Source organism: Haloquadratum walsbyi C23 (assembly GCF_000237865.1).
Classification (GTDB): Archaea; Halobacteriota; Halobacteria; order Halobacteriales; family Haloferacaceae; genus Haloquadratum; species Haloquadratum walsbyi.
This window is the reverse complement of record NC_017459.1, coordinates 2682094-2705501: the sequence shown is the minus strand read 5'-3', so window position 1 is coordinate 2705501 and position 23408 is coordinate 2682094. Positions and strand designations below refer to the sequence as shown.

Here is a 23408-nt window from a genome sequence, read left to right as displayed (position 1 = left end):
GAAATAGGGCGGAATAGGGCGGGTGTTTCGGGGCTTTGAGATGACCCCAGAGTACTCGATGTATCAAGATCGGATTATGATGCCATCCCAGCAGGTCAAAAATGTCCCATTATATGATACAAGGAGAGTACCCGCATTTTCAGCTGCGGGAGGATATTAATGGATGGTAATCAGTGCTGATATGAATTCATCAATTGAATCCCAATGTGTGCATCAAGACCGTATGAAGATAATTGTCCACTCCAACTGAGCAATCTTTCCTCATACTATTTTATTAGTGACTATTATTGGAACCCAATCCGCCCATCCTGTCGTCCGCCAGTAAGGCGATTCTGCGTTCCGCCCTTGAATTCCTCCTGCATGTCCTCATAATAGTTCATGAGGTCATCAGTGATTGTTGCTCGCACGGATTCCATTGCTTTACGGAAGTGACGCATCTCAATCTCCTGTGCGTCACCATCCTCACGAAGCGCTTCAATTGCGGCTTCACGCGCGATCGACTCAAGATCAGATCCAACGTAGCCATCGGTTATTTCTGCAATCTCTCTGAGACTCACATCTGGCGCAAGTGGTGAGTTACGAGTGTGGATCTTGAGAATCTGCTCACGACCTTCCTCGCCAGGCTGACCAATAAGCACCAATCGGTCGAATCGACCTGAACGGATGAGTGCTGGATCAATCATATCCGGTCGATTCGTTGCAGCAACGACCATTACATTTCCATTTTCTTCAAGCCCATCAAGCTCTGTCAATAGCTGATTGACAACTCGTTCAGAGACATTATTTCCTGTTCCACCGCCTCGGCTTGGGGCAAGGCTATCGAGTTCGTCAAAGAAGATAACAGTCGGACTAACCTGTCGTGCTTTTCGGAATGTCTGTCTAATCGCCTTCTCTGACTCACCGACCCACTTTGAGAGTAGTTGTGGACCTCGCACTGAAATAAAGTTTGCATTCGTCTCATTAGCGACAGCCTTCGCAATGAGCGTCTTTCCGGTTCCTGGCGGTCCATATAATAGGACTCCTTTGGGCGCGTCGATACCCATCCGTTCAAACCGACCACGAGATGTGATTGGCCACTCAACGCTTTCTTTTACCTTCTGAGTTGGACCCTCAAGTCCGCCAACATCATCCCACGAGACCTTTGGCAGCTCAACAAGCACCTCACGCATCGCAGAGGGCTCAACATCAGAAAGCGCATCGTTGAAGTCGGCGCGCTTGACGATCATCCGATCAATAAGGCTTGGCGGAACATCTTCTTCATCGAGGTCGATTTCTGGTAGGTAACGCCGTAGCGCCTTCATTGCTGCTTCCTTTGTCAGTGACTCAATATCAGCGCCGACAAAGCCATGAGTCTCATCTGCAAGATAATCTAGTGAGACATCATCGGAAAGCGGCATGCCGCGGGTGTGAATCTGGAGGATTTCCTTCCGACCAACCTCATCAGGTACGCCAATTTCAATCTCGCGGTCAAATCGTCCTGGGCGACGCAGTGCAGGATCAACACTGTCGACACGATTTGTTGCGCCAATGACAATGACCTGCCCACGGGTTTCAAGCCCATCCATCATCGTTAACAGTTGTGCAACAACTCGGCGCTCAACCTCTCCAGTAACATCTTCGCGTTTTGGCGCGATTGAATCGAGTTCATCAATAAAGATAATTGATGGTGATTCCTCAGTCGCATCCTCAAATATCTCACGGAGTTGCTGTTCAGACTCACCGTAATATTTCGATATGATTTCTGGACCTGCAATTGAGAAGAAACTTGCAGATGTTTCATTGGCGACAGCCTTTGCAAGAAGCGTCTTACCTGTCCCTGGTGGACCATGAAGTAAAACACCCTGTGGTGGCTCAATTCCCAATTTCTTGAAAATCTGTGGGTGTTTCATCGGCAATTCAACCATCTCGCGAACGCGCTGAATCTCGTTTTGGAGTCCACCGATATCTTCATACGTTATTCCACCACCGGTTTTCTCAAATCCTGAGATCGGCTCTTCGCGGAGCTCAACTTCTGTATCTTCAGTCACCAGACAGACGCCATCCGGTTCTGTATTGACTGCAATGAGTGGGATTGCTTGACCGGGTGAGCGCATGAATGGATGATTTGTCGATGACATCACAGGAACGATATCACGCTCAACAACCGGACGCTTCAGAATTTGTCGTTTAACCATCCCAGCAGCATCCGAGCCAAACTGGACGCTTGCCTCTTCAGGCGGTGCTAGTACGAGTTTTTCAGCTTTTGTTGTTTCAGCTTTCCGTATGGTAACGCGTTCGCCGATACTCACATCAGCGTTTTGTCTCGTAAAGCCGTCGACACGAACAGTGTCAGTGTTCCAGTCTTGTCTGTCGGCGCGCCATACCTTCGCTGCAGTAGTATCTGCGCCTTCAATCTCGATAATATCGCCTGGTGAGAGTTTAAGATGGAGTAGCGTGTCCGGGTCAAGACGGGCGATACCGCGCCCTGAGTCATTTGGGTACGCTTTCGCCACTTCAAGTTGGACTTCGTTCATAATTGGAATCGCGGGGGTGCCTCCCGCCACATTTCAGGTCCTGAAATAAGTCTCTTTTCGATTTAATCAATGACTTACTCAGACTGTGGCACTGTACCACAAATTCAGTTCGGCAGATACAAATCCCTGACGCCCGCGGCAGCGAATCGTCTCGTAGTATTCTTCTTGTATTCTGTGAACATGCGAATCGATTGTAAATGGTCGTCTGTCAGATAACCCAGGATCACGCGAAAGTCCCGAAGCACCCGATCTGACTCACCTGCAAGGCTATCATCACTAATGATATCATAAATGCGCGAGCATATGTGGTTACAGGCGGAGAGAACAATTATGTCGCTACTCGTATTTGATGGTCGAATGGGTGCAAGTGGGGATATGATTCTTGCTGCTCTCATTTCTGCCGGCGCTTCAGCAGATGCACTTAGCCCTGTCGAAGATGCTCTTGGGATTCAATATGTTGTCAATACTGAAACGAAAGCTGGTATACTTGCTACACGGGTTCACATTGTATCTGATCCTGAGAGCACATCTGCACAATCAAATAAGCAATCAACTGAAGCTGATAGCGCTCATCAGGAGATGACCGCGAGTGATGCACACGAGGATGATAAATCACAGAGTGACGATTCACACATCCACGACACTGCGGAGAATGATAGTAATACCCATACTCATGCTCAAAATAATAGACAGCAAGACACAGACCAGAATAAACCCACTCATGAGCACGTTCATGCTGACGGGCATGATCACAGTCACGATGAGTCGGTGCCAATCGAGGGTCACGGTCCAGCGCGTACCTATAGAGAGGTGATTGAGATTGTTGAGCGAATGGGACTCAATGCAGATGTTGAATCAACAGCAATAGAAATTTTCACTCGGCTTGGTACCGCTGAGGCAGCAGTGCATGGGACATCGCTTTCGACGACACAATTTCATGAAGTCGGCACAGATGACGCAATTGCTGACATTGTAGGAGCAGCACTCTTGCTTGCAGATATGGACGTCGATCGTGTATGTGTAACACCAGTATCAACCGGAAGCGGAGAGATTACGATGTCACATGGTTCATTTTCGGTTCCACCACCTGCGGTTGTTGAAATTGCAGAAGAGGCAACATGGTCGCTTCGTGGTGGTCCAGTTAATGCTGAACTTCTGACACCGACGGGCGCCGCAATTTTAGCACATATTGCTGAAGGTGTACAAACGCTTCCAACGCTTACTATAGCAGCGACAGGCTATGGTGCTGGTGGATACGATTTTGAAGAGTATCCAAATGTTCTCCGCGTGCTTATTGGAGAAGTACCGACACCGATGGGACTTGAAGCTAGCATGAACACTGATACTATTGAGGCGAACAACACAGATAGACCGCAGCCTGATTTAGAAACAGACAGGCTCACACTTGATCGTGAATCAATTGTCGTATTAGAGACGAATCTTGATGATGCGACCCCTGAGGTGCTTGGGAGTCTTCAAGAAACGCTGACTGATGTCGGTGCACGTGATGTGACGATTGTCCCAACATCGATGAAGAAGTCACGACCTGGGCATTTAATCAAAGTTATTACAAAACCAGATGACGCATCAAGTGTTGCTCAACGACTTGCAGTTGAGACTGGTACACTAGGTATTCGTGAACATCCTGCACGGCATCGCTGGCGTGCTAACCGGACGTCTGAGACTGTTACGCTGACAATCAATAATAATAGTTATGAAATTGCAGTCAAGATTGGGCGCGATGCTGATGGGGTAATATATGATTACAGCGCAGAGTATGATGATGCACTTGCGGTTGCAACAACGACAGATCACCCTGTACGTGAGATCCGCCGTCGGGCAGAAGCCGCTGCTAGGTCAATAATAACCTCAGATTCGTGATCTCTTCACTATCTATAGCCGGTGGGCTTGCTTTCGTCGATATTTGTTTTATTCAAACGACATTTTTAGATGTTGTCGGATAGCCTATATCATCTGATGAACATCATAGACATATCTAATTTCGTATAAACGCAGCCTTCATAAAGAATAACTAATAGTTGCTTACGTCGATTTGAAACCAGGCATAGTGTTTTACTCGTCATGAATGATATTGTCAGCTGTTCATAACAATTGAATGTGAATTGCCTCATAGTGATTACTTCGAATAGTTTCACCGGCGGTGTCGAATGACGCGGGTTCAGCGGCTCCTATCACCGACACGGATGATCACGGCGGTAAATACTCGCACTAATCACTATCAGGGTCAAGCCTCGTGGCATTCGCCTTGTTCAAGTTATAAAAGATAAACATAAGAAATTGAGACAGAGTTTCAATCCCTATTGGATGAATGATATTTCTAGTCTGATTCTGTGTGTGTATCACTATCGTCGCGATGGCGCGAAAGCGCCTCTGTGAGTGTGAGCTCCCCAATGGCAACACGACGGGCAAGTTTCGCGTCAATCGTTCGATTTTCCCGAGCCATCTGACGCGATCGATCTTTTATTCGTTGGATTTCACCGGCTGTTGGTTCAAGCGTTCGCGTTTCAATGACCTCACCGCTTCGTCGGGCAATATTGACTGCCGCGAGTATATCGCCCATCCCACGTGCGCCTGCTCCGAGATACGGTGTTGTCCCTGCTTCGTCAACGAGCTCAACGGCAACATCCTCAAGATCGTTAACTAACTGTGCACCCTGGAGTCGGGCACCATTGCCAACTCGAACAATCGGGTCAGAGTCGTCAACATCTGTCAGTTCAGATTTAATGGTTCCAACAGCCTCTGAAAGTGGGACCTGGAATGCACCAATAATTTCATCACCGACAAGAATGGCAATTCCAGGGCTTGAACCAGGGTCGACACCTACAACTGTACGCCCATCATCACCGCCACGGAGTATTGAGACTGCTGACTCAACTGCACGACGTGCTTCTGACCCGGCAACAACAACACTCTCCGCATCTGGAGGGAGTGAGATTGTATCACTGGGTGTTCGAATGACAACTCGTGTGCCTGGCGGAGGATCTGCCCCTGATTCGATTGTGGTGAATCGCACATCTCGGTCTCGCAGTTCGCCGACGACATCATGATATAACTCAAAATCGTCGGTGGCGACGACAATCACATATTATACATAGCACCGACTACGGATATTAGTTATCAGTGTTGAGTGTTATTCTGATATGCTCTATCGAAAATCACGTATTCAATGATACAATAATATCAAACAATCCCAATATACTCTGCTCATCAACCGATCACGAGTATTACGGCAGTGCGAGGAGAAAGCCCCGCCGTTTAGTAGTTCACAGAAGAACTGGGTGGTTAACTAGACATGCACCGGTCAGAGTAGTTCTCTCGTATCGAATTAGTGAATCAGCTCACCCAGAAGTTTGTTGAATCACTACACGGCGGGGATGAATCCGACAACCCCTACGTGAACCACGTTCGACGTGTCGAACAGATGGTTTAACTGACGAGATGCCGTATCAATACATAACCGAGGCGGTCTGCCCGCCCCACTAATCGGACAATATCGGGATTCCCCGATTTCATGCAGAAAGCACCCCTTTCTGTTGTGGAACTCAGGGTGCAGTAAGAAGTACCTCCGAATCCCATGCTGGGATAGGAGTAACGGCTGGTTGGCACAGCCAGGAGCCGTCATCGAGACGGCTACAAATCTTGAACATCCCAATCCAGCGGCGCGGTGCCGTGGGAATCTTCACCCTTCAGGGCGGAGAGGATGTCAAAAAGATACAATGCGAGTTATTCCTATAATTAAATCATAGGATTTTCCTTGAGACACCCAGCAGTGCTGAAGATTCTCGAGATTATTCAAATCGAGGGGTTTTTCGCTTGAGGTCTCTCACTCACCGGCGTGTCACGATTACTCTCGACAGGATGTCAATCACTTGATTCCCTTCTCGGTGGGGGATTTGAGCGCGGAACCGTCACGCAAGTTTATGGACCTCCTGCTGCAGGGAAAACAAACATCATGCTTTCAGCGGCTCTTCATACTGCAGCAACTGATAGCATGGCTGTATATGTCGATACTGAGGGTATTTCATCAGATCGGTTTCGACAGATTGCAGACGGTGTTGTCGATGACTCATCCTCGGTGGATCGTGACTCACTCACCTCGCAGGTGATCATGTCTGATGCGCATGATTTTGAGGCACAAGCAACGGCAGTCCGTGACACTGCGGAGTTTGCCAATCGCGCTGATCTCATTATTCTCGACAGTGCCACTGGATTCTATCGACTTCAACGAACACTTGGGGGGACACTTGAAAATAATATTGGGACAGATGGAGCCTCATCAGAGAATACAGAACGCACTGAAACTGCAGATGGTGGTGACACGCTCCGCCGGCTTACCAGCCAAATTACACATCTTCTTTCGCTTGCTCGGAAACACAATCTTGCAGTTGTCATCACAAATCAAGTCTTCACAGACCCTGACACCGACAGGGTTCGCCCACTTGGCGGATATACCCTTGAGCACTGGACAGGAGCAGTTCTGAGACTTGAGCGGTTTCGCGGTGGGAAGCGACGAGCAACGCTTGAAAAGCATCGATCAAAGCCGACCGGTGAATCTGCGACATTCGTGATCACCGATACTGGCGTAGCAGATCATGAGTCGATATCATAGTGACTGTCATTTGGGTTGGTATCTGAGCTAAAATGAGACACGTAGCGGGTAGCTGATATTACTTTCTGAGAAGAATCGCTATTTGACATCCTCCCGCGCCTGAAGACTTGTCTCTTACCCACAAATCGAGTCAGGGTTTTAGCGGAACGGGGTCGGCGAGCGCAACTGAAATCCTTGGTATCTACAGTTCCAACGCCTCTTTGGAACAATTGTAGTGGAGTTGATTACCGGCGTTTTGTAACCCTCGCAGCCGATATCACTGTCTAAATCACTTCTCGCCTCGATCTTTTGAGTTCAAATACCTCTGAAAGCGTCTGAAATGTCCGGTTACGACTCCACAAACTTGTGGGTAAGAGACAGGCCTGAAGACGCGAGTATTCTCCTTGTATTCTATCACGCAGGCAGTTCTGAAATCACGCTACTATATTGTAACGATGATGATAATTCTCACTGAGGAATCAAATGATAATCCACAAGACCTGGATATCTCAAGAGGGCGAACTTTACTGGGTTCAAGCGCCGGATAATATCAAAGTTCGCCCAGCTTTCGAATCAACTGCCCACGGTATCGTTCATCAGCATTGACACCTTTCATTTCAAGCACATTCCGTTCAAGTTTGTCAAGTGCAACATAGAATGCGTTTTCAGCACCATATCCTTCACCGCTCCCTGCAACTTGTCCAAGACTCGTTCGAAGTCGAATCTGACACTGCATGAGTGGCGTTCCTCGAAGTTTCTCTTTATGTTCATGCAGCCGGACATGCGCATGAAGGACTTGCATCTGCTGATACTTATCCACAACAGCAGTAATTGATTCAACAATCTCTGTTCGGGTGAGCGTTTCAAGTAGTCCAATGTTCGTGATTTGAACATCCATCGACTCCTCTTCGGTGAATGTGAGTGCTCTGAGCACATCGGTCTTCGTGAGAACTCCCTCAATTGTTGTGTCACCGGCAGCAGGCGTCACCACAACTCCTGAGATATCATTATCGAACATTCGCTTAACAGCATCACTGACCGGCTCGTTTGGCTGGGCAGTGATGACTGGTGCAGACATGAGGTCATAGACAGGAAGATCAAGCATACGGTCAAGATCGCCGCTACGGTCCCCACGACCTTGTCGGTCATCATCACGAACAACAAAGTCGATAATATCGTGTGTGGTGAGAATTCCCGTAAGTGAATTTGATTCATCCTGTTCAACAACAGGAACGCGAGATATGCTATGTTCGCGGAGTTTGTTGATTGCCTCTCCAAGGGGTGACTGCTCAGCTACATCTACAACGTCATCTGTAAAGATATCTTCAACAGAGATTGCATCAAGATTCTCAAGCACTGCTTCTAAGATGTCCTCGCCTGTAACAATCCCATAGAGTTGATTACCCTCAAAGACAGGAGCAACATTAACATCACCTTCAACAAGCATCCGAGCTGCTTCACGTATATCCTCATGTCGGTCTAATTTCGGTGCTGATTTTGTCACAACATCAACCTTTGTATCATCACCCATTCGTGATCGGACGAGTTGCTTTTCACCAACGACACCGGTATACCCTCCCTCTTTAGTGACGATTATGCCATTTGGTCGTTCACGATCAAAGATAGACCGAATTTTGCCTAACCGCTTGTCAGCACGAACTTCGACATAATCAGGAGTGGCAATATTAGTGATATCCATAGCGGTTTAGCCTTCCACTCACTATTTTACTTACCCGTCATATTGAAACTTCGCTCTGCTTTTTTCTAATGCGGATGATAATCATCGGAGCACATAGTAGAGAAACCTATAATTATGTATATTCATATACAGGATATCTCTTTATGATGAATTATCTGTCCGAGTATTCTCGAACTGTTCAGCAGGGAGACGAAGTTCTTTCAATCCAGGAAGTTGCTCAATATTGAATACGACTTGGAGATCGTTCGTTACAGGCTGACCGATGCAAGAAAGCCGAATACCCTGATCACGCATCCCTTGGGTGAGAATTGTGTTGACACTCATCTCAACAGCTCCATCAATGACAGCGACCGCACAGTTCGCGCATGCACCACCTCGACAGGCATACGGCCACGAGAATCCATACCGCTCAGCAGCCTCAAGTAATGATTCGCGAGGTTCAACAACAAAAATTCCATGAGCATCGATATCAAGCTCAACCGCATCAGCTTTTGCAAAGAGATCCGGATCTGTGATTTCCCAGCCATAATCAGCGAGAACTCTGTAGTCAAGATATTCAACCGTTGGTCCAAGTGTCTCAGTCTTATCTGTCTTATCGGCGGAAGCAGAAACAGATGATGAAGACGATTGTGATTCTACATCGGCATCCTGAGCAGTATTATTGTGATGATTGATTCCGGTAGCTGGTTCAAATTCACCCGCTGGGGCGCCGGAATCGATGTGGTCATAAGCGCGACGGACCTGTTTGAATTCTGCAAGTGATCCGCCATGGTCAGGGTGAGCCTCTTTGACTCGCGTACGATATGCTTGAAGAATTGTCTCTTCATCGGCACTTGCGGTTATGCCAAGTATATCATAGACTGATACCACAATTATTGCTCTGTGGTCAGACTGATTAGTTTCTTCCTTCTGATTGGTTGGATTGATGAATTGTCGACATCCGCCCCCTGAAGGACGAGGAGGATGTCAAATATGCATACAGCTATGAAACTACGGTCATATCTCGAACGCAGAACCATTGACAGTTGATAACACGATTCTATATATAATGATATATCTGATCTGTGAAGCGCCTTTGGACATTCTCTTCGATATTCTGTAAAATGAGATATAGAGATTGAGAAAAGTATCTGGATGAGATTTAGGCTTTTCAGAATGCACACAGTAGTTTGAATAAGATGCCACAAGTCGGGTAAGTTCTGAAACGCTCGTTAGTTTCAATTATTCGAATAATCGCACTTTGAGCCACCCAGCCAGTGTGGGAGCATGCTGATTTCAGAGTCGAATAGAATTGATATCTTCGTAATAATAAGAGGCAATGAAGCTTCTATAAAGTACTATTGTGGGCAATATAGGACACATACAAGAAGTTAATTTGGTGACCAGTTTGAACTCAACTGTGTCAGCTAACCCGATGATGAGACTTGGATTCATTTGTGTTCAAAACGCGGGGCGTAGTCAGATGTCAGCGGCATTCGCTAAGCGCGAGCGCGGGCATCGAGATCTTAAAGATAGCGTTGATATCATTACAGGAGGCACCGACCCAGCCGATAGTGTACATGAAGAGGTCGTGACAGTAATGGATGAGGTTGATATCGACCTCTCCGGTCAAGCACCGCGAGAGGTATCAACAACAGAACTTGAATCGTGTGATATTGTGGCGACGATGGGTTGTTCAACGCTCGATATTGATGATGCGAAGGCTGATATTCGTGATTGGTCGCTTGATGATCCGCATAATAAAACCATTGAAGAGGTTCGCGCAATTCGAGATGAAATTGAAAATCGAGTGAAAACCCTTTTTGATCAAGCTGAGACGCAAATCACGCAGTAAAACACCTCAAATTACTACATTATATACTCAGCGTATCCGTACTGTAGAGTCGATATAGTAAAAAAGCCAGTACCCTGATTGACTTTCTTCTTATCCTGCCTAAGATTAGATCTCTGCTAGCATTGCTAATTCAAGACTTGATAAGTCGAATCACTGTCAATTAGTAGTGATAAAAATAAGTGGGTTGGGGCAGATTTGAACTGCCGACCTCCTCCATGTCAAGGAGGTGTCATAACCAGACTAGACCACCAACCCATTTGGTGAGGTTTGATTGCATAAAATCATATTTTTAGAACGTAATTGAAGGTTTCGTTTTGAGAGTCATAGACTGCGATCATAAGTGACTTCGATATGCTTATACTAATGAACTGATTTGTACATTACAATACGAAGACGTACACTGGTGACCACAATGACACTTCAAGATTATATTGAGCGGGCGACCAATGGGGTCGATTTATCACATGAAACCTCCCGGAAAGCAGCAAAACTTCTTTTCGAAGATGCAACTGAAGCACAGATTGGTGCTTTGTTGACGGCGCTTCGAGCGAAAGGTGAAACTGAGACCGAGATCGCTGGTTTTGCACGTGGAATGCGTGATGCAGCTCGCACCATTACTCCTGACCGCACACCGCTTGTTGATACCTGTGGAACTGGGGGTGATGACTATGATACAATCAATATATCAACAACAAGTGCAATCGTTGCCGCTGGTGCCGGGGCAGCAGTCGCAAAACATGGAAACTACTCTGTATCATCGCTATCTGGAAGTGCGGACGTGCTGTCAGTTGCTGGTGCGGATGTCAAGGCGGAACCTCCTGCTGTTGAAGCAGCGATTGAACGCGATGGAATTGGGTTTATGCTCGCCCCTGTATTCCATCCAGCGATGAAAGCTGTTATTGGACCACGAAAAGAGCTAGGAATGCGAACAATATTCAATATTCTTGGTCCACTTACAAACCCCGCTGGGGCAGATGCACAGGTAATCGGCGTTTACGATCCTGAACTTGTTCCTGTGCTTGGACGGGCTCTCACGCAACTCCCTGTTGAGCGTGCACTCGTTGTTCATGGGAGTGGAATGGATGAGATTGCACTTCATGATACAACGACTGTTGCAGAGGTTATTGGAGATAATGTTGATGGATACACACTTTCAGCATCATCTATTGGACTTGACTCTGCACCGGTTGAAGCCGTCGCGGGGGGAACACCCGAAGAGAATGCAGCAGATCTTCGTGGAATTGTCACCGGTGAGATCACCGGTCCAAAACGAGATATTATTCTTGCGAATGCAGGAGCAGCCATCTACGTTGCTGGACTCGCAGACGATATCGAAACCGGAGTTGAACAAGCTGCAACAGCAATCGACACCGGCGACGCTAAAGCCACCTTTGAGACGTTATGTGAACCGAATTCGGCTTCAACGGAGCAAAAATGATGTCTCGAACCCGTGTGAAAATCTGCGGTATCACGACTAAAAACGACCTTGCGGCAGTTTCCGCTGCTGGTGCAGATGCAGCCGGGATTATTACCGATGTTACTGTTGAGACGCCACGATCAGTGACAGTTGAGCGCGCAACGCAACTTGTTGCTACTGCTTCACCATTTCTCAGTACAGTTCTTGTGACGATGCCCAATTGTGTTGCTGATGCAATCGATATTACGGGGCGTGTGCAACCGGATGTAATTCAAATTCATGGTGAATACGATGCCAGTGAACTCAAACAAATAAACGAATCAGTCACAGCAGATGTTATTGCTGTTGTTGATGCTGAGATGCCATCGCGTGCTCGTTCGGTTGCATCAGTAGTTGATGCTATATTGATAGACTCTGTGGACACCGATGGGGCAGGTGGAACAGGGCATACGCATGATTGGACTACAACCGCCGAGATTGCCACTATGCTTGACTCGCCAGTCATTCTTGCCGGTGGACTCACGCCGTCAAATGTCAAATCAGCCGTTCAAACTGTTGCTCCGTTTGGCGTTGATGTCGCAAGTGGCGTTGAGGATACTGGTGGAAGCAAAGACCACGATGCTGTGGCAGCGTTCATCAATCGTGCGACTCGCGTTGATATTGATACGAATAATGAGACTGAGAGGTCAATAGAGACAACCAACACAACCGATAGCTCAACAGAAGATTCTATAAGCGCAACTACGCCAGAGCGAAACAAATGACTGATTCGACACCACTCTCAAAATCTCGATCAGCGTTTGTTTCTGAGCTCACAGAGAGCTTGGATTCGACTTCAGAGCCTCTCATTGCACACATAACTGCATCACTTCCGACGGTAACGCCGCTCACCGCATATACAGCCCTCGCAGCCCAGAGTGAGTATGGATTTTTACTCGAAAGTGCTGAAAAAACGCCGTCAAGCGATCCTGATGGAGCGTTTGCCCCTGATTATGCAACTGCGGACCGTCACGCGCGATTTTCGTTTGTCGGCTATGACCCTGATGCAGTCATCACTGTCTCTCCCGATGAAGTCGAGTCGAAAACACTTGGGGGACGCGCAGCGAAGTATATCACAACCAACGATGATAATAATAGTAGCGGTGATGTGCTTGATCATCTCCGTACAGCAATGCCGAAATTCCCTTGTGTCGGGTTTCCAGATGATGACCGACATCGGCTTCGCGGTGGACTTGTTGGGTTTCTTGCGTATGAGGCAGTGTATGATATCTGGCTGAATGAGGTCGGTGTCGATCGCCCTGACACACAGACTCCTGATGCGGAATTTGTCCTTACAACAAAAACGATCTCCATTGATCATACCGACAAATCAGTATCACTAGTTCTCACGCCGATTGTTGCACCTGATGATGATCCTGGTGTTATTTATGATGAGCTTGTCGCTGAAGCGGCAGATATCCGAGAAACGCTCGCAGCCGCTACTCAACCTGACCCTGGTGAGTTTCTCCAGATCAACAGCGCTGCGGGCTCACAGGCTGAATATGAAACAGCAGTTCGTACCGCAAAACAACGTGTTCTTGATGGTGATATCTATCAAGGCGTTATCTCTCGTGTTCGTGAGCAATATGGCGAGATTGATCCACTTGGCTTGTATGCGTCACTCCGCGAAGTGAATCCATCACCGTATATGTATTTACTCAGACATGATGACAGACATATCGTTGGTGCCAGTCCTGAGACACTTGTGTCCGTTCAGGATGATCGAATTGTTTCAAATCCAATTGCGGGTACCTGCTCACGTGGGAGCAGCCCTGTCGAGGACCGGCGACTTGCAGGCGAGATGCTTGCAGATGGAAAAGAGCGAGCTGAACATACGATGTTGGTTGATCTCGCTCGAAACGATGTCAGGCGTGTTGCTGACCCAGGAAGTGTCCGTGTTGAGGAGTTCATGAACGTCCTAAAATATAGTCATGTTCAGCATATCGAGTCAACCGTCACTGGGACACTCGCGTCTGATGCTGATGCGTTTGATGCAACACGAGCGACATTCCCAGCGGGAACACTCACCGGAGCCCCAAAGATTCGTGCGATGGAGATTGTCGATGAACTTGAAACAGCACCACGTGGAGTCTATGGCGGAGGGGTTGGGTATTATTCGTGGTCTGGAGATGCGGACTTTGCAATTGTCATTCGAACCGCGACAATTGAAGACAACGAAACAACTCGCTCAGGTACTCATCAAACTGAGTCAAGTGCTGAAACCGCGCCTTCGACTGTTCGTGTCAGGGCTGGCGCTGGGATTGTTGCTGACAGCGACCCGGCATCTGAGTATCATGAGACTGAGCAAAAAATGGATGGTGTTCTGTCAGCACTTGAGCAGATCACAACGAAACCAACAGAGGTGACACAAACACAGACCACACAAACAGACGTAGACGGAGACAGAAATGAAGAGACAAATGAGCACGCAGGTGATGAAGTAAAATCACAATCATCGCAGACGGAGGAAGTATCCCGATGACACTTTCAGTACTTGTAATAGATAATTTTGATTCATTTACGTACAATCTCGTCGAATATCTTTCTGAACAGCGAATCAATAACGAACCACTTGATGTTCATGTTCGGAAAAACACCGCCTCACTCAAGCAAATTGAGACAATTGATCCTGATGCAATCGTCATCAGCCCCGGTCCAGGGCATCCAAAAAATGCTCGTGATGTTGGGGTCACGAATGACGTGTTAACCACGATATCACAGATTGTACCAACGCTTGGAGTATGCCTTGGACTTGAAGCGGCGGTGTACGCATACGGGGGTAATGTCGGTCGTGCACCTGCACCAGTCCATGGAAAATCGTCAACCATCGCTCACGACGGATATGGGATTTTTGACGGGCTTGACAAGACATTTGAAGCCGGTCGATATCACTCGTTAATCGCTACAGATGTGCCTGAGTGTTTTGAGATATCAGCAGCAACGAGAGTCAGTGGTACCCTAAAAGCAACAGATGACTCACCTCAGAGTATCACAACGCGAGAGGACCCAGACACAGATGCAGACTCGAATGATGATGTCGATGATGACCTCATTATGGGAATTAGACATCGCGAATATCCAATCGAAGCGGTACAATTCCATCCTGAATCGGTTTTGACTGGTGTTGGGCATGATCTCATCAAAAACTTTCTTAATAGATGCGGACGTGTTGATGATGACAACTGTGACAACAGCAGTGACGCTCAAAAGAAACCCACAACTACACCGTCTGATTGAGAAATTTGTTAGGCTCTCTCAATCGCCAGTTTGATACTTCATAATACGATGAATTAACTCAGGTAATTGCCGAGGCTCCATATTTCTACGACGCGCCTTACAAAATGCAAATAGACTGTCACGCAGTTAGATGTATTTCAAAAGTGATTCACAGACATACAGAGCGCAGCCTCCGCAGACATTGGTTCTATCATACAGATACAGGGAGGATACCCGGTGTTCAGGCCTGTCTTTTTTACATAAACCCACAGCAGGTAGTACGTCGCATCAAGCTTATGCGTAGCACTGTTTCGCTCCCACTCAGGGTTACTCCGGTACGTCTTAAACGGCGTATCTGTCGTATCTTCAGGGAAGACATATTCAGTACTCATACCTTCTCTACTAGCGCGATACGGTGAGTACTTCGGGACCTGTTCGAAGTGTTTCACAAAGTTGCTCATAAATGATGAGCGCGTGAGCCGTCGCAACCTTGTGTCGTGAGTTCATACAATGATTATGGGTTATGCTTGTCCTGTCTGTGAGGCCCCACAACAAGATGCAGCACATCTCGCAGATCATCTTGCATTCACAGCTATAGTTCATCATGACGATCATGAGTCTTGGCTTGAGGAACATGTTGGTGATTGGGGACAATATGGTACTGATGACTTAGCTGAGATTGTTGTCGAATTAGCCACCTCAGTCAAATACGATCAGGTGTTTGAAGACACAGTCCACAGACAACACGGTCGACAAATGCATGATAACAGTCACCATACCACTTCGGCAGGAGACGAGGTTGAGATTGGCACCATGACTGAAACTATGGAAACCCAGATGGATGAAGAAACACAAACCGTCATTAACGAAGCGCGTAAGCTGACAGCTCAGATGATTCATACCGAAGACGAGGGTGGGGATGATACTAATGATCAAAAAACAGATGCACGCGAGAGATTAACAAATAAAAGTGATGACTCAGCAGATTCTACTGAATGATTAATCGAACGCTCACAAAGCAAGTACCATGACTGACGTTGATGCCAATTTCAGCGTCGGTACTAACAGCTATTATCAATATTACACACATAGACAGACCGACATATAATGAATGAAGATCACACAGCAGAGGCGAGGACAGACGAGTTAGACATCATTGGTGAACTTGCACCGAGGTCAACAACAACAGTTCATGAGCGGTTTGATTCGCTCGGATCGACTGCACAAACCGTAGTCAGAGAGATTGCGACTGCAATGGGATTTAATCGTGAGGAATATAATGAGCGTATCACGAGTGAGGTTGTCGAGGCGGCACGAGAGACTCTCTTTGCGGAGCAACTAGCTGTAAGGGTTGGATCACGAGACGAATTTACTGAATGGGTTGATTCACACCCTGCTGTTGAGGTTGAACAGATGGGAAGTCCTAATGTCGATCGCGTTGCATGGCACTATGCGCCGTTCAGTGATCATGTTATTGCTGCCACATTCCAGAACGAACAGGCGGCTGCGGTCAGCACCCTTCGCCGACACAGTTTTGGTGAGATTTATCGACCGGTCATTGAGGATGAACCCTCAGCCGATACTGATTCTCAACAATAACCGAGAATCATCCATGGTAACAATCTTGTCTTGCAGTTTTGAGAGACTAGAAGTGTGACAACTCGAAGAACCACCCCCGTGGAGACGGTGCTCTCTATTTGCATCGTCAGGTATATTCAATGCAATGGATATGAGGCGCGTCATAGAAACAGGAAACTCCACTCTCAAGCAGCTAGCGTCAACTGGCGAGTAGGGTGAGATAATCCAGTTTTGTCTCGCTGCGCTACAGGTAAGATTAGCCTGTAAGAGTTAACCCCACAGCATTCAGATACACATGCGATGAATGAGGATGGGCGCCGACATGAGTCACTTTCAGCGCCAGAATGGCCTATTCGTGAATCTATAACCGAATATGAGACCGGCTGGTATACCGGCGGATATGATCGCGTTGAGCAGCCAGATGGAAGCATAAAAAAATATTATTGGGCTGAACTGGCTACAGCCGTCGTTATCGTTGCTATTGCGGATGATTCAATAATCTTCGTTGAACAGTATCGTCCGACTATTCGGGAAACACATCTTGAACTCCCAGCAGGTGTTGTTGAGACTAATGAGTCGTTCACCAGTGCCGGTAAACGAGAACTCCGCGAGGAGACAGGATTTGAAGCAAATAATCTACTACTCTTACAAGACCTATGGTGCTCAACAGGTATGCTCAGACATCGGCGAGGATTCGTGCTCGCGACAGATCTTAGACCAGTTGAACAGACACTTGATGATAATGAATTTCTTTCAGTCCATTCCGTGCCGGTTGCTGATGCCATCGAAGTTGCTCGTGGCGGACCAACAAATGATGCCACAGTGGAGGGCATACTACTCGCGAGCGAAGAAGGGCTCCTCTGAAACGGTATTTTGAGCCAACATTGAATCATCCATTACCACTAATCACTGTATGCAAAAAACAGACAATGCGAGTGAGCGCGGCGGGGATACGGTATCATCATCATCATCAGCTATCATATACTGATCATTCAAGCCAATTATCAGGCTGTGACGCGTATTTAAATGAAAAATAGCGCGAGTTCCCCGCCCCACCGTGCGCGAGGTAGTTCACCATCCACACCGCTGTTGTATAGGATGTATTCTAGTTTTACTTAGGCAACATTGAATCCCTTATCTCGAAGAAAGTCCTCAACGCGACCGGTATGGTTGCCTTGGAGTTCAATTGAGCCATCTTCAATTGTTCCGCCACAGGCAAACTTTGATTTCAAATCTGACGACAGACTATCCATATCGACGTCTTTCGGATCGAATCCCTCAATTATCGTTACTTCCTTTCCATAGCGGCGCTCGTCAACGCGGATATTAATCTCCTGAGAATCTTTTGCGACGTCCTCGCAAACGCAAAGCTCGTTAGGGAGTCCACATGTTGAGCAGACGTTGCCACTCATCTGTTCCACATTTTGCCCGATTTAGTTATAACACTGTCGTACTTTTGAACTCTCAAGGAACGCCAACTCTTGGTCGCGATGTCATGCTTTGCCATTCCGTGGACGTAATATACAATCAAATAATAAGTAGCTTACCGTTGCTAGTCGTTATTGAATAGATCATATGCTCATTATCTCACTCTACAAGTTGTGCAAGGCGAGTGCCTGGGGCTTGACCCCCGGGGTGCTTCACAATTCTAAATCATGTCCTCACTCATCATCTGGCGGCTTAATTTCTCGAAATTGAGCTATACGCCGGCGAACTGGAGTACCAGTGCGAACAAGAAAGTCCGCAGCAGTAATTGCTGTTGTTGCTGTCGGTGGTGAGACACCATCTCCATACTTACTACGTTCATACGCCTGCTCTATCTGCTGAAGTGCTGCCTCACGATCAGCTGAAAGCGAAAGTGCAGCCCGATATGTGCGAAGCGTCTCATTTGGACGGCGTGGTCGATGTGTGTATGCAAGTACTGCCATTGCGCGCTGATATGCGTATGCTACTGAGCTATCCGGATCGGATTTAGATTTAGATTTGGATTTGGATTTGGATTTGCCCTCAGAGACCCCTCGGATACCAGCGAATCTACGCTTATGCTGTCGGATTGATTGCAGCCACTGAGACTGCGCCATAACAAGCCGTCTGGAGCACTGGATTGTATGTGACTGTCGCATCGCTGCCCCCATACCAATAATTCCGATAGCTATGACGGCAAGAAGCCGACGTATTCGGACTGTCGGGAGGAACTGATCGATAACTGATGGTGATGATGACCCAAGTGGATCACCAGTTCGAGCACTGATTCCTGGCGTTTGAGCCATTGAACCCGCTGAATTATTATTTATATCTGTTCCCTGTGGTGTCGTTGTTGACCGTTCAGTTGGTGCTGAAGTCGTCCCAGTAGCGTCGGTTGAAGCACCATTCTCTGGTGTCATGGCGCTGGAGCCTGGTGTTGGTGTTGGAGTTGATTCATTGAGGTCAATACCTGCTGTGTCTTGCTGGCGTGCTTCTGAGAGCCGCGCACTCTCAGTTGACTGCCTCTCAGCCGCAGGCGTCGGATCAAATCGGACCCAGCCAGTGTCAGGAAAGTATACCTCGACCCATGCATGTGAGTTGAGCCCCCGAACAACATGTGTGTTCGAATCAATCCGTTGTCCTGGCGTGTATCCAGTGACAAATCGCGTCGGAATTCCCTGTGTTCGAAGCATTACAGCCATTGTGCTTGCGTAATAAACACAGTATCCTGCGTCCATTTCAAACAAAAACGATTCAGCAACGTTTCCATCTGGCTTTGATACCGAAAGTGAATATTGTTTATTTGATTCAAGATACCGCTCAACCGCAATTGCAGCATCATAGGGTGTATCAGCACTGGCGTTCGAAATAATCTGGTTCGTACGCTGGGTGACTCGATTACTCGTGTCAGCGGGCACTTCACGATAGGTCTCATCAATTTCCGCTGGATATGCTGTTCCCGCCCGTCGCAACTGCGCAGGCGTCCATAGTGGTAGACGACTTGTGACAGTATATTCTGTGTTTGCACTGAGTGATGTTTGCGGAATCAATCCACCCTGTGTAGTGACTGTTGCCTGTGAGGCTGCTGACCCCTCGATTGTAATTGGCTTCCACGCCGCTGGGAGAATCGAAATTGATTGTTGTGTTTTTATTGTCTGTTGAACGGACTGTGATGACCCAGGCGGAAGTGAGAGCTGTCCTTGATATGGCTGTGTCTCACCGGTTCGAACCCATCCATCACCTGTATATCGATTGTAAGCCCCTGTCCGCCAATATGACGGACGAGAACTTTCAACAGTGAAACGGACTTGTGGTGAAAGATCAATACTCCCTAAAACCTCAATTCGTTGGTCAGCAGTTGTTAGACTCGCATCAACAGTTTGTGGGGTTTTCTCAGGGACTAATGGTGAACTTCCACTGCCAGGGACAGCAGAAACCGATGTTGATAAAACAATGATAACTGCAAGAAGGACAATTACGGCGTCAAGTTGGTTTATATCGCCATCATATTGAGTGAGTGTTGCTGCTGCGACTGTGAGAAGAAACCCGACAACGCCAGTGAGTGCTGTAAGGAGACCGGCATCACCGGTGAGAATAACAAGTCCGAGTATAACACCACCCGCTGTTGCACTGAGCACGTACCGACCAGCACTCAAGAGTGCCCATGAAAGAAATACCGGGGCTGGGACAACAGCAATCGCCCATGCACCAGCTCGAACAAAGCGTAGTATCGAAAGGCCAGTGAACAGTGCAGCGGTGTCTGCAAGTAATCGTTGTGTTGTGAGTAGCTGTTGTTGTGCCTGTGAGAGTGTATAAATATATGTGATCAATCCAATGAGTAAGAGACCAATTGTCAGGATAAATGCAGACCGAGTACGCCCAATAGTCCCGATCATCACGCCAAGAACGCCGGCAAGGACAACAACGAATAAAAATGGGGTTCGCCAGCCTGTGACGGTCGCGATGTCTGCAAGGACACTCACATATGACCACGTGACCGCTATAATACCGATAGCAGCGAGTATACTCGGGCGAGACGCCATTTTGCTAACTTCATTTATACGATATGATATGTATGAGCGATTCATGTATATCTCTCTTCTGTTGCTGAGTCATCTGAGTGTGCATCGGTACTAACAGTGATATTATCGTCGTAATTGCGTTTCAGGGTCTGTTCTTCACGATCAGCGATCATACTCACAGTGTCGCCATCTTGAGATTCGAGATTATGGATACTAAGTAAGTCTCCAAAATCAACAGTTCGCTCGCCGAAGTAGACGATGACTGATTCTGCACGTACTGTCACATGTATGTCTGCATTCGCTATGTTATCCTCAAGTGGGTTTACTGGAAGTGAGAACTCTGCAAGGCGTTCAAGAATTGCGTCTTCACTCCCAGCAACAGCAGTTGCGTTCCCGGTCGGTGTTTGTAGCTGAACGCCAGCTCCCTGATCAAGAGCCTCAATACATATACTCGCTGCTGCCGTTGCCGCAGCATCAACAAATTCAATTGAGGTATCACTATGTTGTTCAATGTTAACAGCAACTGTGAGTGAGTCAAGTTGGGTATCCTGATCCGCTGCACTCCCGAAGTCACGGGTAAAAAGGTCGTCATGCCGTGCTGAAGACTTCCAGTGGACATCGCGAAGTGCATCTCCACGGGTGTATTCTCGAAGTCCCTCAAATGATCCTCGCTTGGGTCCCGCTGTCGGGGAAGTGGTGTTACGAAGTGCATTAGCGGCTACCGGCGTGAGTGAGCATATTTGCGGAAAAACAGTCACTGAATCTGTATTATCAATCATAAAGACACGCTCGAAAAGACCTAATCGATCACGAAGTCGAACAGTAACTGGACCGATTGTATGACACCCGCGGTCGCGGCGGGTCAACTCATACTCAACACTGGTCCCATCTGCGACTGTTTCGATAACCGGTGTTCCTGTAAGACCAGATGGAATGGTATCTACCGCTCTTACCGGGACTGGACGGTCAGCTTTAATTTTCAAGCTAATCTGTGCTTTCGTGCCGGGCTCTGCCGGTGATGGGAGCGTCCGCTCAACGGATGGTTCTGAAACCCGCCATATATCAATAATCGAGGCGAATAATGCGATAAATCCAGGAATGACAACGGCATCGAGTGCCCGCGGACCATACATAATGCCGGCACTCAGTGCAACGAGACAAACAAGTGTGAACATATAACCGCGACGTGTCGGGCGCATCAATTGTTATATTTTATATTATTATGATATTTTCGTACTGTATATTCCAACAGTGATCATCTGAGACAACATGTCCTGAATGAACTGAGGCATTCATCTATTATGACGCTGTATCGTAATGAAGTGATAGTTTGATATCAACATGTTTAGCCATATGATCGAGTGTTTCTCTTATTATATCAGTGTAGTGTCACTCAATTGGAACTTCATCAAGCGCATTATCGACAACGTGCGCGCTATCGACCGTGTCAGCTGTCTGAATTCGATGCGACCATGTTGGGTGGATTTCAGCGTGTATATCATCTGGAATGACAAAATCACGACCTTCGAAAACAGCACGAGCCTGTGCAACACGAACAAGCGCAATCGCCCCCCGCGGACTCACCCCCAAGCGAGCATTATCGCGGGTGTATCCTGCTAGTTGAGCAACATATGAGCGAACGGATTCACTTACAGTCGTCGCAGCTACTGTCTCTCTTGCGCGATTGACATCTTCAACAGTTGCAACTGCCTCAAGTGATTCTATCGGGTGGTGTCCAGCAACCCGTCCTAATAATTCGGTCTCTTCAGCCTCATTTGGATAGCCGAGCTGAATTTGTTTTGTAAATCGATCAACCTCGGCTACAGGAAGGTCATATGTCTGTGTTGGTTCAATATCATTCTGCGTTGCAATAACAGTAAACGGATCTGGAACAGGATGTGTTTCACCATCAACTGTCACCTGCTGTTCAGCCATCACTTCAAGCAGGGCTGCTTGTGTTTTTGGCGGTGCACGATTAATCTCATCGCCAAGGACAACATTTGCAAATACCGGACCGGGTTGAAATTCAAATACTTGTTGTTGCTGGTCAAAGACGTTGACACCTGTGACATCCGGTGGGAGTAAGTCAGGAGTAAATTGAACGCGGTTAAATGAGCATTCGAGTGAAGTCGCAATTGACCGCGCAAGCATTGTCTTTCCGACTCCCGGGACATCTTCAAGCAGAAGATGTCCACGGGCGAGCATGGTGATTAAAATATCCTCTGCAGCGTTTCGATGACCAACGATAACACGCTCAACATTGTCAATAATGCGTGTTGTTAATGCTGCAACCTCATCAACAGCAAGCGGGTCACGGTCCGTGGAAGACACTCGTGAGTCGATATCGATTGTGTCTGTCTCCGCGCTTGTGTCTGTGTCGGTGTTAGCGTTAGTATCGGTCATTGTACAAGGGCGTGTCAAAGCAATGGTTCATGAATAGACCCCGAGCATATTTCATAACTACTGGCATGAGTTCAGATAGAGCATATCCAGATTTGGATGGTCATATTGTGGATT

General features: G+C 47.4%; 18 protein-coding genes and 1 tRNA gene. 10 read left to right on the top strand and 9 right to left on the bottom strand.

The features are described 5' to 3' along the window. Positions 1 to 284 precede the first annotated feature (284 nt). Positions 285 to 2513, bottom strand: coding sequence for a CDC48 family AAA ATPase (locus tag HQRW_RS12165; protein WP_011572382.1), 2229 nt, complete (start codon positions 2511 to 2513; stop codon positions 285 to 287). Between the two features lie 330 nt (positions 2514 to 2843). Here HQRW_RS12165 and larC point away from each other — a divergent pair, with 330 nt between their 5' ends. Next, positions 2844 to 4394: a nickel pincer cofactor biosynthesis protein LarC gene (gene larC, locus HQRW_RS12160; protein WP_014556826.1), complete on the top strand. Its 1551-nt coding sequence runs from the start codon at positions 2844 to 2846 to the stop codon at positions 4392 to 4394. 457 nt (positions 4395 to 4851) lie between these two features. Here the strand turns inward: larC and HQRW_RS12155 are convergent, their stop codons facing one another. Next, positions 4852 to 5616, bottom strand: coding sequence for a hypothetical protein (locus HQRW_RS12155; protein WP_014556825.1), 765 nt, complete (start codon positions 5614 to 5616; stop codon positions 4852 to 4854). 753 nt (positions 5617 to 6369) lie between these two features. Here HQRW_RS12155 and HQRW_RS12150 point away from each other — a divergent pair. Continuing rightward, positions 6370 to 7143 carry an AAA family ATPase gene (locus HQRW_RS12150; protein WP_014556824.1) on the top strand — a complete coding sequence of 258 codons (774 nt, stop codon included), beginning with the start codon at positions 6370 to 6372 and terminating at the stop codon, positions 7141 to 7143. A gap of 529 nt (positions 7144 to 7672) precedes the next feature. Here the strand turns inward: HQRW_RS12150 and HQRW_RS12145 are convergent. Then, the gene (locus HQRW_RS12145; protein ID WP_014556823.1) at positions 7673 to 8821 is read right to left on the bottom strand and encodes a CBS domain-containing protein; all 1149 of its coding nucleotides are present in this window, start codon (positions 8819 to 8821) and stop codon (positions 7673 to 7675) included. 141 nt (positions 8822 to 8962) lie between these two features. Further along, positions 8963 to 9691, bottom strand: a complete 729-nt coding sequence (gene fer / locus HQRW_RS12140; protein ID WP_014556822.1) for a ferredoxin Fer — start codon at positions 9689 to 9691, stop codon at positions 8963 to 8965. Positions 9692 to 10235: 544 nt separating this feature from the next. Here fer and HQRW_RS12135 point away from each other — a divergent pair. Then, positions 10236 to 10655 carry an arsenate-mycothiol transferase ArsC gene (locus HQRW_RS12135; protein ID WP_394324578.1) on the top strand — a complete coding sequence of 140 codons (420 nt, stop codon included), beginning with the start codon at positions 10236 to 10238 and terminating at the stop codon, positions 10653 to 10655. 180 nt (positions 10656 to 10835) lie between these two features. Here HQRW_RS12135 and HQRW_RS12130 read toward each other — a convergent pair. Further along, a tRNA-Val gene (locus HQRW_RS12130) sits at positions 10836 to 10910 on the bottom strand. A 157-nt stretch (positions 10911 to 11067) separates the two neighbouring features. Here HQRW_RS12130 and trpD point away from each other — a divergent pair. The 7 genes from trpD (at position 11068) to HQRW_RS12090 (ending at position 17769) form a co-directional block, all read left to right on the top strand. After that, a complete protein-coding gene (gene trpD / locus HQRW_RS12125; RefSeq protein WP_014556820.1) occupies positions 11068 to 12093 on the top strand; it encodes an anthranilate phosphoribosyltransferase in 1026 nt (341 codons plus the stop codon). Beyond that, positions 12090 to 12836 carry a phosphoribosylanthranilate isomerase gene (locus HQRW_RS12120; RefSeq protein WP_011572374.1) on the top strand — a complete coding sequence of 249 codons (747 nt, stop codon included), beginning with the start codon at positions 12090 to 12092 and terminating at the stop codon, positions 12834 to 12836. The genes trpD and HQRW_RS12120 overlap by 4 nt, the downstream gene beginning before the upstream one ends. Continuing rightward, a complete protein-coding gene (trpE, locus tag HQRW_RS12115; protein WP_014556819.1) occupies positions 12833 to 14593 on the top strand; it encodes an anthranilate synthase component I in 1761 nt (586 codons plus the stop codon). Before HQRW_RS12120 ends, trpE begins: the two co-directional genes overlap by 4 nt. Further along, positions 14590 to 15348, top strand: coding sequence for an aminodeoxychorismate/anthranilate synthase component II (locus HQRW_RS12110; protein ID WP_014556818.1), 759 nt, complete (start codon positions 14590 to 14592; stop codon positions 15346 to 15348). Before trpE ends, HQRW_RS12110 begins: the two co-directional genes overlap by 4 nt. A 489-nt stretch (positions 15349 to 15837) precedes the next feature. Further along, a complete protein-coding gene (locus HQRW_RS12100; RefSeq protein WP_231852346.1) occupies positions 15838 to 16326 on the top strand; it encodes a DUF5810 domain-containing protein in 489 nt (162 codons plus the stop codon). A gap of 108 nt (positions 16327 to 16434) precedes the next feature. Beyond that, a complete protein-coding gene (locus tag HQRW_RS12095) occupies positions 16435 to 16926 on the top strand; it encodes a DUF5809 family protein (protein WP_014556816.1) in 492 nt (163 codons plus the stop codon). A 279-nt stretch (positions 16927 to 17205) separates the two neighbouring features. Beyond that, positions 17206 to 17769 (top strand): NUDIX hydrolase, encoded by a 564-nt coding sequence (locus tag HQRW_RS12090; protein WP_014556815.1) that lies wholly within the window; start codon positions 17206 to 17208, stop codon positions 17767 to 17769. A gap of 251 nt (positions 17770 to 18020) precedes the next feature. Here HQRW_RS12090 and yciH read toward each other — a convergent pair whose 3' ends face one another. The 4 genes from yciH to HQRW_RS12070 all read right to left on the bottom strand — a co-directional run bounded on the left by yciH (position 18021) and on the right by HQRW_RS12070 (position 23294). Then, on the bottom strand, positions 18021 to 18317 hold the full coding sequence (gene yciH / locus HQRW_RS12085; protein WP_011572368.1) for a stress response translation initiation inhibitor YciH: 297 nt from the start codon (positions 18315 to 18317) through the stop codon (positions 18021 to 18023). 249 nt (positions 18318 to 18566) lie between these two features. Next, on the bottom strand, positions 18567 to 20912 hold the full coding sequence (locus HQRW_RS12080) for a DUF3488 and transglutaminase-like domain-containing protein (protein WP_231852344.1): 2346 nt from the start codon (positions 20910 to 20912) through the stop codon (positions 18567 to 18569). 41 nt (positions 20913 to 20953) lie between these two features. After that, positions 20954 to 22066: a DUF58 domain-containing protein gene (locus HQRW_RS12075; RefSeq protein WP_231852341.1), complete on the bottom strand. Its 1113-nt coding sequence runs from the start codon at positions 22064 to 22066 to the stop codon at positions 20954 to 20956. Positions 22067 to 22280: 214 nt separating this feature from the next. After that, positions 22281 to 23294: an AAA family ATPase gene (locus tag HQRW_RS12070; protein WP_014556812.1), complete on the bottom strand. Its 1014-nt coding sequence runs from the start codon at positions 23292 to 23294 to the stop codon at positions 22281 to 22283. Positions 23295 to 23408: the final 114 nt, after the last annotated feature.

Excerpts from the sequence above, each read along its gene's own strand:
- HQRW_RS12165 (WP_011572382.1), bottom strand. The coding sequence starts at position 2,513 with ATGAACGAAGTCCAACTTGAAGTGGCGAAAGCGTACCCAAATGACTCA.
- larC (WP_014556826.1), top strand. The coding sequence starts at position 2,844 with ATGTCGCTACTCGTATTTGATGGTCGAATGGGTGCAAGTGGGGATATG.
- HQRW_RS12145 (WP_014556823.1), bottom strand. The coding sequence starts at position 8,821 with ATGGATATCACTAATATTGCCACTCCTGATTATGTCGAAGTTCGTGCT.
- HQRW_RS12135 (WP_394324578.1), top strand. The coding sequence starts at position 10,236 with ATGATGAGACTTGGATTCATTTGTGTTCAAAACGCGGGGCGTAGTCAG.
- trpD (WP_014556820.1), top strand. The coding sequence starts at position 11,068 with ATGACACTTCAAGATTATATTGAGCGGGCGACCAATGGGGTCGATTTA.
- HQRW_RS12120 (WP_011572374.1), top strand. The coding sequence starts at position 12,090 with ATGATGTCTCGAACCCGTGTGAAAATCTGCGGTATCACGACTAAAAAC.
- trpE (WP_014556819.1), top strand. The coding sequence starts at position 12,833 with ATGACTGATTCGACACCACTCTCAAAATCTCGATCAGCGTTTGTTTCT.
- HQRW_RS12110 (WP_014556818.1), top strand. The coding sequence starts at position 14,590 with ATGACACTTTCAGTACTTGTAATAGATAATTTTGATTCATTTACGTAC.
- HQRW_RS12100 (WP_231852346.1), top strand. The coding sequence starts at position 15,838 with ATGATTATGGGTTATGCTTGTCCTGTCTGTGAGGCCCCACAACAAGAT.
- HQRW_RS12095 (WP_014556816.1), top strand. The coding sequence starts at position 16,435 with ATGAATGAAGATCACACAGCAGAGGCGAGGACAGACGAGTTAGACATC.
- HQRW_RS12090 (WP_014556815.1), top strand. The coding sequence starts at position 17,206 with ATGAATGAGGATGGGCGCCGACATGAGTCACTTTCAGCGCCAGAATGG.
- yciH (WP_011572368.1), bottom strand. The coding sequence starts at position 18,317 with ATGAGTGGCAACGTCTGCTCAACATGTGGACTCCCTAACGAGCTTTGC.
- HQRW_RS12080 (WP_231852344.1), bottom strand. The coding sequence starts at position 20,912 with ATGGCGTCTCGCCCGAGTATACTCGCTGCTATCGGTATTATAGCGGTC.
- HQRW_RS12075 (WP_231852341.1), bottom strand. The coding sequence starts at position 22,066 with ATGTTCACACTTGTTTGTCTCGTTGCACTGAGTGCCGGCATTATGTAT.
- HQRW_RS12070 (WP_014556812.1), bottom strand. The coding sequence starts at position 23,294 with ATGACCGATACTAACGCTAACACCGACACAGACACAAGCGCGGAGACA.